This is a genomic window from Occultella gossypii, assembly GCF_019947135.1.
Taxonomy (GTDB): domain Bacteria; phylum Actinomycetota; class Actinomycetes; order Actinomycetales; family Beutenbergiaceae; genus Occultella; species Occultella gossypii.
Genome location: NZ_JAGSHT010000018.1, coordinates 159,256 through 172,129, shown reverse-complemented (window position 1 = coordinate 172,129; position 12,874 = coordinate 159,256). Strand labels below are relative to the sequence as shown.

Sequence of the window (12,874 nt, the reverse complement as noted above, 5' to 3'; positions counted from 1 at the left end):
ACACGCGAACGCCGGTGGGTCGGCACTGCCGACCCACCGGCGTTCGGTGGTTCTGGGAGCGGGAGCGCTCAGCCGATCGCGGCATCCCCGGCGATGAAGCTGCCGGTGAACTCGAGCCCGTCCGTGGCCGAGGCCAGGCAGGTCAGCTTGCGGTCCCCGGCGTCCCAGGTGTCCTGGGACGGGTAGAACGTGTGATAGCCGACGTGCTCGGTGTCGAACTCGCTGGGGATGATCTCGCGGAGGGAGTCGTAGCAGAACTCGTCCGCGCGGTCCGGGAACTCATCGGAGAACTCGGTGTCGTCGACGACCTGCTCGGCGACGACCTCGAAACCGTGCACGTCCGCGCACGGGACCTGGTCCAGGAGGCGGTTGTCGTTGTAGTCCAGCGTCGCCAGGCAGTTGCCGGGGAGCAGGTCGACGTCGGCGATCTCGGTCGGCTCGGAGACGTCGTTCGGGTTCGCCTCGGTGCCACCACCGCTGTTCAGGCCCCGCACCACGAAGAAGCCGATCACCAGCAGGACCACGACGCCGATCGCGATACCGACGATCGCACCGGTGTTCCGGGCCGGCGGCGTCGGCCCGCCGTAGTAGTTGCCGGACCCGCCGGGCTGGCTGAAGTTGCCGAAACTCGGTTGGGAGGCCTGCCCGTAACCGGTCTGGGGCTGTTGCCCGTAACCGGGCTGGGATGCCTGTCCGTAGCCGCCGGCCTGGGGCTGTTGTCCGTAGGCACCGGGCGTGGGTTGTTGTCCATAGCCGCCCGGTTGGGGCGGCTGCCCGTAGCCTCCCTGCTGCGGGTGCTGGCCGTAGCCGGGTTGTTGCCCGTACCCGGGCTGCTGACCCTGCTGCTGGTAGGGGTCCCACGAGGTGCTCATGTTGCGAATTTTAGGGCTTCCGCGCTGATGCGTCATACGCGTTCCATGGGCACTTCGGCCCATTCGGGGCCGGCCGGCTCACGGGCGCCTCAGCCGTTGACCAGATCCCCCTCGACGGGTCCGGTCGCGCCACGCACCAGGCACACCACGGTGGTGTTGCCCTGTTCCCAGCCCTCCGCGCTCGGGGCCAGGTGCCAAGGCGTCACGTCCAGATCACCGGCGTCGATCCCGGCCGCGTCCGCGTCGCACATCTCGGTCGCCTGGGCCGCCACCTCCTCCGCGCCCGGGAAGTCCCCGGTGAGCTCGTGCGTGGAGATCACCTGCGCGATGTGGCTCTCCGCGCAGGGTACGAGGCGCACCTCGCCCACGGACTGCGCCGGCGGAAGGGTGTAGATGCAGTTGCCCTGGGCCAGGTTCGCGGCGGCAACGCTGCGCGCCGAGTCCACGTCGCCGGCGACCGGACGCTCGGTGGCCCGGGCGATCGTCCCGTTCAGGGTGAGCGTGACGGCGACCAGGATCCACGCGACGGTGAACGCGCCGCCGAGGACGATCCCGGCCCAGGCCAGGTTCATGCTGCGGCGGCGGGTGCGCCGTACCCGGGGCCGCGCGAGCAGTCCCAGCACCAGGCCGACGGGTCCGAGTGGGGAGGTCGCGACGGCGGCCACCGCCATCGGCTCGAGCTTCTGCTTCTCGAAGGCCGGGAACGTGAACTGGCCGTAACCGCCGGTCCCGGTCGGCTGCTGCTGGCCGGGTGCTCCCGGGGCCGGCCGGCTGCCGTACGGGCTCTGACCACGAGGCTGGGCCGGTGCCTGCGGACCCGCCTGCGGGATGGCCGGGATCGCATGGTCGGCGCCTGGCCCCGCGGGAACGCCGCCGGGCTGGGGGATGTAGTAACCGCCCTGCTGGGCAGTGCCGCCTGGTTGCTGTGGTGCGTAGCCGCCTTCTTGGGGCGTGCCGCCTGGCTGCTGCGCGTAACCGCTCTGTTGGGGCGTGCCGCCTGGCTGCTGCGCGTAACCGCTCTGTTGGGGCGTGCCGCCTGGCTGCTGCGGTGCGTAGCCGCCCTGTGGTGCGGATCCGCCTTGCGGCGTATACCCACCTTGCAGTGCGTACCCACGTTGCTGCGGCGCATAGCCGCCCTGCTGTGGCGCGGAACCGCCGGCCGGCGCGGCCGATGGCCCGCCCGGGTTACCCCAACCCGAACCAGGCTCCGCCCACCCGCTCGGCTGCGCCGTCGGGCTCTGCGGGCTCGACTGCGCCGGTGGGCCCTGCGGGTCTGGTTGCACCGCCGGATCGGGGGCGGCCGGCTGGGTGCCGTCGGGCCACGGCGGTGTCTGCGTCATGGACCGACTTTAACCGCCCCTCCCGGTGGTCTTCCCACCCGATGGCGGTGCTACTAGCGTCGGGTGTGCCCGGGGCCGGGCCGATCGTCGGCAGCAAGCCGACCGTACAGAGGGGTGCCATGACGGCTGTGACGAGCGAGACCCTGTTCCGCAATGTCCGAGTATTCGACGGGGTGTCCGCCCAGGTGTCGGAGCCTTCCGACGTCCTCGTCCGCGACGGCGTGATCGAGGCGGTCTCCAGGTCGCCGGTGGCGGCAGTGGCAGACGGCGCAACGCGAGCCGAGCTCGACGGCGGCGGTCGGGTGCTTATGCCGGGCCTCATCGACGCCCACTGGCACTCGATGTTCGCGACCCTGCCGCTGCAGGCCCTCACCACCGCGGACGTCGGCTATGTGAACATCGTGGCCGCGCGGGAGGCCGAGGCGACCCTCCAGCGCGGGTTCACGACGGTCCGGGAGGCTGGCGGGCCGGTCTTCGGGCTGAAGCTGGCGATCGACCAGGCCCTGGTGGCGGGGCCCCGGATCTACCCGGCTGGGGCGATGATCTCCCAGACCTCCGGCCACGGCGACTTCCGGTTCCCGTTCGAGCTCCCGCGCGGGGTCTGCGGCAATCTGGCCCACACCGAACGGATCGGTGCGGCTGTGATCGCGGACGGCGTCGCCGAGGTGTTGCGCGGGGTGCGTGAGCAGTTGCGGCTCGGGGCCACTCAGATCAAGGTCATGGCCGGGGGCGGGGTCGCCTCGTCCTACGACCCGATCGACGTCACCCAGTACACCGAGGCCGAACTGCGGGCGGCCGTCGACGCCGCCTCGGACTGGGGCACGTACGTGATGGTGCACGCCTACACGCCGGCTGCGGTCCAGCGTGCCCTGCGTGCAGGTGTGCGCTCGATCGAACACGGCCATCTCCTCGACTCCGAGACGGTCGCGATGATCGCCGAGCGCGATGCGTGGTGGTGCCCGCAACCCTTCCTCGACGACGAGGACAAGGTGTCGGTGCCGCCGACGAGCGAGTGGAAGCTGGAGCGGATCCTCGAGGGGACCGAACGCGCCTACGGCCTGGCCCGCACGCACGGCGTCAACCTTGCCTGGGGCAGTGACACCCTCTTCGACGCCCGGCTCACGACCCGCCAGGGCGCGCAGCTGGCGAAGCTCACCCGGTGGTTCGGGGCCGCGGAGGTGCTCACCCTGGCGACGTCGGCGAACGCGCAGCTGTGTGCGCTGAGCGGCGAGCGCAACCCCTATCCCGGCGTGCTGGGGGAGGTCCGGGCCGGCGCGATCGCCGACCTCCTGCTCGTGGACGGCGACCCCGTCGCCGACATCGACCTGCTCGCGGACCCGGCCGCCAACCTGGTGGCCATCATGAAGGGCGGCGTGATCCACAAGAACACGCTCGCCTGACCGGCCGGCACGAGGTTCCCGCGGCTTCGGTGGATACAACCGGACTCGCGCGCCTACCGTAGGCGGCATGCTGCGCGCCGGGATCGCCCTCGAATCGTCTCCAATGCTCGACATCGGCGAGGTCACGGCGCTCTATCGAGCGGTCGGCTGGACGGCGTACGCCGACGATGTCGCGACGCTCGAGGCTGCTCTGGCTGGTTCATCCCGCGTGGTGGCGGCTCGGCGCGATGGCCGCCTCGTCGGACTGGCGCGAGTGATCTCCGACGGCGCCACGATCTGCTACCTGCAGGACGTGCTGGTCCACCCCGACGCGCAGCGGGCGGGGGTGGGCCGAGCCCTCATCCTCAGCGCGTTGGAGCCCTACGCGGCCGTTCGCCAGAAGGTGCTCCTCACCGATGACGAGCCGGGCCAGCGGGCCTTCTACGAGTCGCTGGGATACCGCGAGACTCGAGATTACGACGCCGGCTCCCTGCGGGCGTTCGTTCGGTTCGACACCTGAGCGCCCGGGGGGTCAGGCCGGCGGGGCGTCCACCTCGAGCACCACGGGCACGTGGTCGGAGGCGCCCTTGCCCTTGCGCTCGTTCCGGTCCACGGCGACGCCGCGCACCCGCTCCGCCAACGCCGTCGACGTGAGCGCGAAGTCGATCCGCATGCCCTCGTTCCGGGGAAACCGGAGCCGCTGATAGTCCCAGTACGTGTACACCTGCGGCAGGTGCGAGCGGGTGACCTCGGCGAACCCGGCCGCCTCGATGGCGGCGAACGCAGCCCGCTCGGGCGCGGAGACGTGGGTGGCGCCCTGGAACACGGCCATGTCCCACACGTCCTCGTCGTGGGGCGCGATGTTCCAGTCCCCGAGCAGCGCGATGGGCGCCGTCGGGTCGGTGGCCAGCCAGTCCGTGCCCGCCTCGCGCAGTGCGGCCAGCCAGGCCAGCTTGTACTCGTAGTGGGGATCCCCGAGCGTGCGCCCGTTCGGGATGTACAGGCTCCAGATCCGCAGTCCGGCGCAGGTGGCTCCGATGGCCCTTGCCTCGACCGTGGGCGGATCCGCCCAGCCGGGCTGGCCGGGGAACGAGCGTTGCACGTCGGTCAGCCCGACCCGCGACGCGATCGCGACCCCGTTCCACTGGTTCAGTCCGTGGTGGGCCACCTCGTAGCCGAGGGCCTCGAACGGCAGGTACGGGAACTTGTCGTCGGCGCACTTGGTCTCCTGCATGGCCAGCACATCGGTGCCGGTGCGCTCGAGCCAGTCGGTGACCCGGTCCACGCGGGCCCGGATCGAGTTCACATTCCACGTCGCCACTCGCACGCCTCCCACCGTATCCGGCGGGGACCACCGGTCGGCGCGCCGATACACTCACGCCCGTGACCACCGAGACCACACCCCTGCAGCGACTGGCCGAACTCATCAACGAACTGGCCGTGGTGCACGGCCGGGTCACCCTGAGCAGCGGCCGCGAGGCCGACTACTACGTCGACATGCGCCGGGCCACCCTGCATCACGAGGCAGCACCCCTGATCGGACACCTGCTCCTGGACAAGCTCGAGGAGGCCGGCTTTGGGCCCGGCGAGATCGACGCCGTCGGCGGCCTGACGCTCGGCGCGGACCCGGTGGTGTGCGCGGTCCAGCACGCCGCGGCGAGCCGCGGGCTGGACCTGGACGCGTTCCTGGTGCGCAAGGAGGCCAAGGGGCACGGCATGAAGCGGCAGGTCGAAGGGCCGGACGTCGCCGGGCGCCGCGTCGTGGTCCTGGAGGACACCTCGACCACCGGGGGCAGTGCCCTCACCGCGGTGGCCGCGGCCCGGGCGGCCGGTGCCGAGGTGGTGGCCGTGGCGTCGATCGTGGACCGGGACACCGGGGCCCGCGAGGCGGTGCTGGGGGCAGAACTGCCCTATCTCTGGGTGCTCTCCGCAGCCGATCTCGGCCTCGCTCCCCAGTAGTATCGAACGCACGGGGGCCGCACAGGTACCTCGCCGCGGAAGGGGTCGGACCCCCTCCGGCATCGACGAGTACAGGAGGTGAGCGCCATGGATGCAGGCTTGATCGTCATCCTCATCGTGGTCGTCCTGGTTCTGATCGTGGTCTTCTGGGCCGTAGGCACCTACAACGGCTTCGTGAAGCTGCGGAACCTGGTGCAGGAGGCCTGGCGTCAGATCGACGTCGAGCTGCACCGGCGCTATGACCTGATCCCGAACCTGATCGAGACCGTCAAGGGCTACGCCGCGCATGAGCGCAGCGTCTTCGACGAGGTCACTCGGGCCCGCGCCGCGGCCGCTACGCCGGGCGCCACGCCGGCCCAGCAGGCCATCCAGGAGGACCAGCTCTCGAACGCGATCGGCCGGCTGTTCGCCGTCGCCGAGGCCTACCCGCAGCTGCGCGCGGCCGAGAACTTCACCCAGCTCCAGAACGAGCTGACGAACACCGAGGACCGGATCGCCGCAGGTCGCAGGTTCTACAACGCGAACGTGCGGGACCTGAACACCAAGGTGGAGACGTTCCCGCCGAACATCATCGCGAACATGTTCAAGTTCTCCCGCGCCGAGTACTTCGAGGTCACCGACCCGGCCGTGCGGACCGCGCCGCGGGTGTCCTTCCAGGACAACCAGGGCAATGTGGGCCACTACAACCAGAACACCCCGGCCGCGCAGCCGCGCCCCACGGACTCGCCGGTGCAGCCGGGGACCCAGCCTGGCGGCCCGGGCGGCTACCAGCCGAACAGCTACCAGCCCGGCCAGCCGTTCCAGCAGGGCCCCGGTCAGGGTGGCCAGTACCCCGGTCAGGGTGGCCAGTACCCCGGTCAGGGTGGTCAGCCCCCGCAGCAGTGACCCGATAGCAGTCCGAACGCCCCAGCACCCGCGCGGTGCTGGGGCGTTCGCTGCCTCCGGACCTCCCGCCGTGACCCAGTACCTCCCGCCCGAAGCAGGACTCTAGAATGTCCTTCCTCAGGCGTAGGGGACTTGATCACGGGCGAGTGGGCGCCGCACCCGCCCGTGTGCGGTCGGCGCAGGGCAACTGCCGCGGGCTCTAGAGCAGGCCGATCAGGTCGGCGATGCCGTCGTGCACCTCGCTCGGTTGGAACGGGTAGCCCTCCACGTCGGCGCGCTTCGTGGACCCGGTGAGCACCAGGTACGTCCGCAGGCCCGCCTCCATACCGGCCACGATGTCGGTGTCCATCCGGTCACCGATCATCGCCGTGTGCTCGGAGTGGGCCTCGATCCGGTTCATCGCGGTCCGGATCATCACCGGGTTCGGCTTGCCGACGAAGTAGGGCTTGCGGCCGGTGGCGGCCGTGATCATCGCGGCCACGGACCCGGTGGCCGGCAGCGGGCCCTCGGCCGAAGGGCCGGTCACGTCCGGGTTCGTGGCGATGAACCTGGCCCCGGCGGAGACCAGCCGGATGGCTCGCGTGATCGCCGAGAACGAGTACGTGCGGGTCTCCCCGAGCACCACGTAGTCCGGGTCGGTGTCGGTGAGGGTGTAGCCACGCTCGTACAGGGCCGTGGTCAGGCCCGCCTCCCCGATCACATAGGCGCTGCCGCCCGGGATCTGATCGGCCAGGAACGTCGCCGTCGCGAGGGCGGAGGTCCAGATCGAGGCCTCCTCCACCTCGATCCCGGACACACGCAGCCGGGCCGCGAGGTCCCGCGGCGTGAAGATCGAGTTGTTCGTGAGGATCTGGAACGGGATCTGCTTCTGGCGCAGCGTCGCGATGAACTCGGCAGCGCCCGGCAGAGCCGACTCCTCGTGCACGAGCACGCCGTCCATGTCGGTGAGCCAGGTGGTGATCTGTTCGGTCATCTCGGTCTCCTCGGCGCGCAGGGGCGGACGGCCTCAGCCTAGGCGTAGCCGCCCGGCTCCCGAGCCGTCCGGCCGTCGCCCTGTCCCGTCGCCGAGTCGGGTCGTCGCACGCCGAGGCCGAACCCTTCGCGCTCGTGCAGGACCTCCGGCCCGATAGCGGGCGTTCTGGAGGGACTGTGCGTGCTCCAAAGCCTCGCCCGCTCCATCAGTTCCGCGATCAGCGGCGCCTTGCCCGCCCGGTACCGAACCCGGTCGCGGTGGTCTGCGGCGGCAAGTTCCCTCTTCAACTCGGCGTATCGCCTCGCCGCCTCGACGTTGGTCCGGAGGTAGTCGCGGAACAGCAGCCAGTCGCGCCAGGCGCTGGAGTTGCGCTCGACGACATGCAGGTGGTGCGTGCGATGCTCGGCCGTCGGGAAGCAGGCGGACCACTTGCGCAGGTCTTCGTCACCGGGCTCCGGCGCCACGACCCAGTGCACCTGTTCGAGCTCCTGGCGTGCAGGCCCGAATGTGTCGTAGTCGTCGATCAAGGCGAGCATGTCAATGATCGGTTTGGCGGGAAGCCCTGGTACCGATGTTGATCCGATGTGTTCTACCCGGGCGACCAGCCAGCTTGCGAGTGCACCTTCGACTGCGGCCCGCTGCGTCTCGAATGCCTGTCCCCACTCAGGGTCGTGGGACTGGATGACGATCAGGTCCTGGCGCACCTCCGCAGCCTTTCACGTCATCGGTCGTCGAGCATGGCGTCGAAGGCGCTGCGTGGGCAGCCGGGGCGGTCGTGGCCCGGGGGATACTGCCTCACGTGGAGGACAACGAGGCGGTCGGGGTCGGGCCGTGGCCCGGCGACCCGGCGGAGTGGCCGGACGACCCGCGGCTGGACCCGGAGCTGCTGGCCGCGGGCGACGCTCGCAATGTGGTGGACGCCTACCGGTACTGGCGGCTGGAGGCGATCGTCGCGGACCTTGACACCCGCCGGCACCCGTTCCACGTGGCGATCGAGAACTGGGGCCGCGACTTCAACATCGGGTCCGTGGTCCGCACCGCGAACGCCTTCGCCGCCGCGCAGGTGCACATCATCGGACGACGGCGGTGGAACCGTCGCGGGGCGATGGTCACCGACCGCTACCAGCACCTGCGCCACCACGAGGACGTCGGGGCGTTCGCCGCGTGGGCGGCCGCCGAGGCGCTCCCGATAGTCGGGGTGGACAACATCGAGGGGTCGGTCCCGATCGAAGGGCGGCCCCTGCCGCCCGCGTGCGTCCTGCTCTTCGGTGAGGAGTCGCAGGGGCTGACGCCGGCCGCGCAGGAGGCCAGCGAGGTCATCGTCCACATCACCCAGTACGGCTCCACCCGGTCCATCAACGCCGGCGCCGCGGCGGCGATCGCGATGCATCAGTGGATCGTCCAGCACGCACACTGACGGCCCTCCCGAGCACGCGCCCGGGCGGGCGTCCACGGGAAGGGCGCGACCGCCGTCGGGCATGGGATCCGTGGGAGACTTCAGCGACAGCAGAAATCAAGACACAGGAGAGACCATGGGTATCGCCACCCCCGAGGTATACGCCGAGATGATCGATCGGGCGAAGGCCGGCAAGTTCGCCTACCCCGCCGTGAACGTCACCTCCTCCCAGACCCTCACCGCCGCGCTGCAGGGCTTCGCCGAGGCCGAGAGTGACGGCATCATCCAGGTGTCCGTCGGCGGTGCCGAGTACGCCTCCGGCTCCACCATCAAGGACCGCATCGCCGGCTCGCTCGCGCTGACCGCCTACGCCGCCGAGGTCGCGAAGAACTACCCGGTGACCGTCGCGCTGCACACCGACCACTGCGCCGAGGGCAACCTGGACAGCTGGGTCCGCCCGCTCCTGGCCATCGAGGCCGAGCAGGTCAAGTCCGGCAAGCTGCCCTCCTTCCAGTCGCACATGTGGGACGGCTCCGCCGTGCCGCTGGACGAGAACCTGGTCATCGCCGAGGAGCTGCTCGAGCTCTCCCAGGCCGCCCGCACCATCCTCGAGATCGAGGTCGGCGTGGTCGGTGGCGAGGAGGACGGCGTCTCCCACGAGATCAACGACAAGCTCTACACGACGGTCGAGGACGGCCTGGCCACGGTCCGCGCCCTCGGCACCGGTGAGAAGGGTCGCTACCTGACCGCTCTCACCTTCGGCAACGTGCACGGCGTCTACAAGCCGGGCGCCGTGAAGCTCCGCCCGGAGATCCTCGGCGAGATCCAGCGGGCCGTCGGCGCCGAGGTCGGCAAGGAGAACCCGTTCGACCTGGTGTTCCACGGTGGCTCCGGCTCCAGCGCCGACGAGATCGCACTCGCCGTTGACAACGGTGTCATCAAGATGAACATCGACACCGACACCCAGTACGCGTTCACCCGCCCCGTGGTCGGCCACATCTTCAGCAACTACGACGGTGTGCTGAAGGTCGACGGCGAGGTCGGCAACAAGAAGGCCTACGACCCGCGCGCCTGGGGCAAGCTGGGCGAGGCCGGCATGGCGGCCCGGATCGTCGAGGCGGCGCAGCAGCTGCGCTCGGCGGGCCAGAAGCTGAGCTGACCGCTCACGTCGACCCGCGATCCCTCGTCGATCCACCGGTTCGGTGGATCGGCGAGGGATCTCGTGCTTCCCGGCCCGACGGCGGAACTGGCCCGGTCCGGACCTGTGCGTCGGGCGGTGGCTCAGGCCGGGTCCGGCGGCGTCGCCGCCGAGGCCGGCACGGGCTCGTCGGTGTCGATGACGTCCACCATCTCCCCGATCCGGGTCACCTCGAGCAGGAACCGGACCACGTCCGGCGGCTTGATCAGGACGAGCCGGCCCGGGGTGCGGCTCGCCAGCCTGGCCAGCAGGGCGATCCCGGACGAGTCCATGAACGTGACGTGCCGTGCATCGACCTGCACCGGCAAGCCGGCCGCCTCCGCGTCGGCGACCGCCTCGGTCAGTTCGGCGTTCAGGGTCAGGTCGATCTCCCCGGAGAGCACCAGGCGGGTGCAACCGGACTCGAGCAGCGCATGCACCGATCCACTGTGATCGGGCACGGCAGGCGGGCGAGAGTCGCTGCTGTTAGCGTCTGCCACACGTGCCTCCTCAGGCCGAATTAGGACGCGCCCGTGCGCGCTCCTCCCAACAGGTCACACCGTAGACGATGGAGGATCCACGTGACGAACATCCCGGCGCCTTCCGCGGGTGTGGCTGCCGGGGCGACGGGCCCGGCCTCGATCTCCAAGGGCATGGTCCCGGCCGAGCGGGAGGCCGCGGCGGCGGCGGCCGAGGTACTCCTGACCGGCGACGTTGCGGTCGTCGTGCTGAACGTGACCAGCGTCGGCCCCGTGTTCACCTGGGGCAACGCGGCGTTCGAGCGAGCGAGCGGCTACACCCTGGCGCAGGCGCGGGAGCGGTACGGGCAGATCCTGAGCCCCGGCTACCAGCCGGTGGTGCGGGCCCAGTTCGCCGAGCACGCGATCGACGGCCAGCCGTTCACCATGACGCTGCCGCTGGTGCGCCGCGACGGCAGCGAGATCTCCGTGCCGGTGACCATCACACCGATGCGGGACGAGACCGGCACCCTGGTCCGGTTCGTCGCGGTGCAACAGGGCGGCCTCGAGCCGGTCGCGACGCCACCACCGGACCTCGGATATCACTCGCGCAACGCGCTGGAGACCGTGGCCCGCGTCTCGGACATCCTCGCCGAGGTCAATGACGAGCAGGCACTGGACGCGATCGTCCGCCTGCTCACCCGGCACCTGTACACGTGGTGCGGCTTCTTCGCCGACGACGGCGTGCTCAAGCCGATCGGCGGCCTCACCGCGGTCGGTCGTGGCGCGAAGCAAGGACCCCGGGGGCGTTCCGCAGCCGATCCCGAGGACCCGGTGGGGCGGCTGTTCGCCGCGACCTCGATGCGTCGGGCACGGATCGCGATGGACGCGGTCGAGGTCCCCGGCAGCGCGAGCGCCCAGCTCGTCGACCACGTGCGCACGCAGATGGGCGCCTCGCTGAAGCCGGGCGGCGAGCTGCTGGTGCTGCCGCTGCTGGTCCGGGGTCGTGCGCTCGGGCTGTTGGCCGTGCTGGTCGGGGGACTCGACGACGCGGAGGGCTCGGAGGCGGTCCTCGAGCTGGTCGCCCGGCGGGTCGGTCAGGCCATGGACCACCGTCAGCTCTACGAGGCCGAGCACCGGGTGGCCGAGGCCCTGCAACGGGCGATGCTGCCGGAGCAGGACCAGATCGAGGGCCTGGACGTGTGGACCTACTACGCGCCGAACGCCGAGCACGCCCAGGTGGGCGGGGACTGGTACGACGTGGTGCACCTCGACGACCGCACCGTCGGGACCGTGGTGGGGGACGTCGTCGGGCATGACGTGGAGGCGGCCGCCGCGATGGGGCAGCTGCGTTCGGTGGTGCGGGCGTTCGCGACCGAGCTCGTCGACCCAGGGCGGGTACTGACGAAGGTGGACCGGATCCTGGAGAACATGCGGATGCGCCGCCCGGCCTCCCTGGTCTACGCCAGCCTCACCCCGTGCGACGAGGACGCGGGCACCTGGTCCCTCGCCTACAGCCGGGCCGGCCACCTGCCCGGGCTGTGGATCAGCGACGGCGAGGTCCGCGAGCTCGACGGTGCGCCCGGGCGGCTGATGGGGTTCGGGATCGAGGAGCGCCAGACCGCGACGGTCCGGGTCAAGCCGGGCGACGCGGTGATGTTCTACACGGACGGGCTCGTCGAGCGTCGCTCCCGCACGATCCAGGAAGGCGTGGGTCTGGTCCGGGAGATCCTGGTGGACGTGGTCGCAGCCTCGTCCTCGGCCACGACGGCGGCGGACGTGGGCGAGGCGTTGCTGAGCCGGCTGTCCGAGCCGCCCGAGGACGACATCGCCGTCGTCATCATCCGGTTCCCGCAGCCTGCCGGGCAGGACGGCGCCGACGTGCCCCGGGAGGCCTACTGGCGGCTTGCGGCGGACGTCGACTCGGTGCGGATGGCCCGGCGCCTCACGGTGAGCACGTGCGAGGTGTGGGGTCTGGCGAACACGATGGCGGCCGAACTGGTGGTGGCCGAGCTGATCACCAACGCCGTCGTGTACGGGTGGGGCTCGGTGGGTCTGACGCTCAAGGACGCCGGTGACGGCCTCCGGATCGAGGTGCAGGACAACAACCCGGTGCCGCCCACGCCGCTCGAGGTGCATCCGGCGCGGGTCGGCGGTTACGGCATGCACATCGTCACCCGGCTAGCCGACTGGGGCTGGCGACCGTCCGGGGTCGGCAAGGTGGTCTGGGCGCGGATGCGCCCGGAGATCCCGCAGGATCTCGTCTAGACCCGTCCCGACCGGTCGCGTCGCCGTACCGTCTCCCACCGACATCTCCGCCAGCCGTCCGGGCACCCTGTGGATTGGCTGTCATCGGGGTGTCCCAGAGGCCTGGTTTGGGTGGTTGGGGATTGGCTGATGTCCCTGTATCCACAACGGAAATCGGGGTTCTTGCG

13 protein-coding genes are annotated in these 12,874 nt (G+C 70.8%); 7 read left to right on the top strand and 6 right to left on the bottom strand.

Annotation, left to right across the window (positions count from 1 at the left end; all coding sequences use genetic code 11):
- Positions 1-68 precede the first annotated feature (68 nt).
- On the bottom strand, positions 69-872 hold the full coding sequence (locus KCQ71_RS19660) for a septum formation family protein (protein WP_223409100.1): 804 nt from the start codon (positions 870-872) through the stop codon (positions 69-71).
- Positions 873-961: 89 nt separating this feature from the next.
- Positions 962-2,212, bottom strand: coding sequence for a DUF4190 domain-containing protein (locus KCQ71_RS19655; RefSeq protein WP_223409097.1), 1,251 nt, complete (start codon positions 2,210-2,212; stop codon positions 962-964).
- 119 nt (positions 2,213-2,331) lie between these two features.
- Between KCQ71_RS19655 and KCQ71_RS19650 the strand changes: the two genes are divergently transcribed.
- Together KCQ71_RS19650 and KCQ71_RS19645 are read left to right on the top strand one after the other, a co-directional pair.
- Positions 2,332-3,612: a metal-dependent hydrolase family protein gene (locus KCQ71_RS19650; RefSeq protein WP_223409095.1), complete on the top strand. Its 1,281-nt coding sequence runs from the start codon at positions 2,332-2,334 to the stop codon at positions 3,610-3,612.
- Positions 3,613-3,679: 67 nt separating this feature from the next.
- Positions 3,680-4,111, top strand: coding sequence for a GNAT family N-acetyltransferase (locus KCQ71_RS19645; RefSeq protein ID WP_223409093.1), 432 nt, complete (start codon positions 3,680-3,682; stop codon positions 4,109-4,111).
- A 12-nt stretch (positions 4,112-4,123) separates the two neighbouring features.
- Here KCQ71_RS19645 and KCQ71_RS19640 read toward each other — a convergent pair whose 3' ends face one another.
- A complete protein-coding gene (locus KCQ71_RS19640; protein WP_223409091.1) occupies positions 4,124-4,918 on the bottom strand; it encodes an exodeoxyribonuclease III in 795 nt (264 codons plus the stop codon).
- 56 nt (positions 4,919-4,974) lie between these two features.
- Here KCQ71_RS19640 and pyrE point away from each other — a divergent pair, with 56 nt between their 5' ends.
- Both pyrE and KCQ71_RS19630 read left to right on the top strand, forming a co-directional pair.
- Complete coding sequence (gene pyrE, locus KCQ71_RS19635; protein WP_223409089.1) at positions 4,975-5,550, top strand: orotate phosphoribosyltransferase; 576 nt, start codon at positions 4,975-4,977, stop codon at positions 5,548-5,550.
- Positions 5,551-5,637: 87 nt separating this feature from the next.
- Positions 5,638-6,435 (top strand): LemA family protein, encoded by a 798-nt coding sequence (locus tag KCQ71_RS19630; protein ID WP_223409088.1) that lies wholly within the window; start codon positions 5,638-5,640, stop codon positions 6,433-6,435.
- A gap of 199 nt (positions 6,436-6,634) precedes the next feature.
- Here KCQ71_RS19630 and KCQ71_RS19625 read toward each other — a convergent pair whose 3' ends face one another.
- Entirely contained in the window at positions 6,635-7,408 is a 774-nt protein-coding gene (locus KCQ71_RS19625) for an HAD-IIA family hydrolase (protein ID WP_223409086.1), read from the bottom strand.
- A 38-nt stretch (positions 7,409-7,446) separates the two neighbouring features.
- Positions 7,447-8,112 (bottom strand): GrpB family protein, encoded by a 666-nt coding sequence (locus KCQ71_RS19620; RefSeq protein WP_223409084.1) that lies wholly within the window; start codon positions 8,110-8,112, stop codon positions 7,447-7,449.
- Between the two features lie 95 nt (positions 8,113-8,207).
- Between KCQ71_RS19620 and KCQ71_RS19615 the strand changes: the two genes are divergently transcribed.
- Together KCQ71_RS19615 and fbaA are read left to right on the top strand one after the other, a co-directional pair.
- Complete coding sequence (locus KCQ71_RS19615; RefSeq protein WP_308116665.1) at positions 8,208-8,825, top strand: TrmH family RNA methyltransferase; 618 nt, start codon at positions 8,208-8,210, stop codon at positions 8,823-8,825.
- Positions 8,826-8,940: 115 nt separating this feature from the next.
- Positions 8,941-9,963 carry a class II fructose-bisphosphate aldolase gene (gene fbaA / locus KCQ71_RS19610; RefSeq protein ID WP_223409080.1) on the top strand — a complete coding sequence of 341 codons (1,023 nt, stop codon included), beginning with the start codon at positions 8,941-8,943 and terminating at the stop codon, positions 9,961-9,963.
- A gap of 122 nt (positions 9,964-10,085) precedes the next feature.
- Here the strand turns inward: fbaA and KCQ71_RS19605 are convergent, their stop codons facing one another.
- The gene (locus KCQ71_RS19605) at positions 10,086-10,421 is read right to left on the bottom strand and encodes an STAS domain-containing protein (RefSeq protein ID WP_223409078.1); all 336 of its coding nucleotides are present in this window, start codon (positions 10,419-10,421) and stop codon (positions 10,086-10,088) included.
- Between the two features lie 141 nt (positions 10,422-10,562).
- On the opposite strand from KCQ71_RS19605, the gene KCQ71_RS19600 reads away from it, so the two are divergent.
- A complete protein-coding gene (locus KCQ71_RS19600) occupies positions 10,563-12,707 on the top strand; it encodes an ATP-binding SpoIIE family protein phosphatase (protein WP_223409077.1) in 2,145 nt (714 codons plus the stop codon).
- The last annotated feature ends 167 nt before the right edge of the window (positions 12,708-12,874 follow it).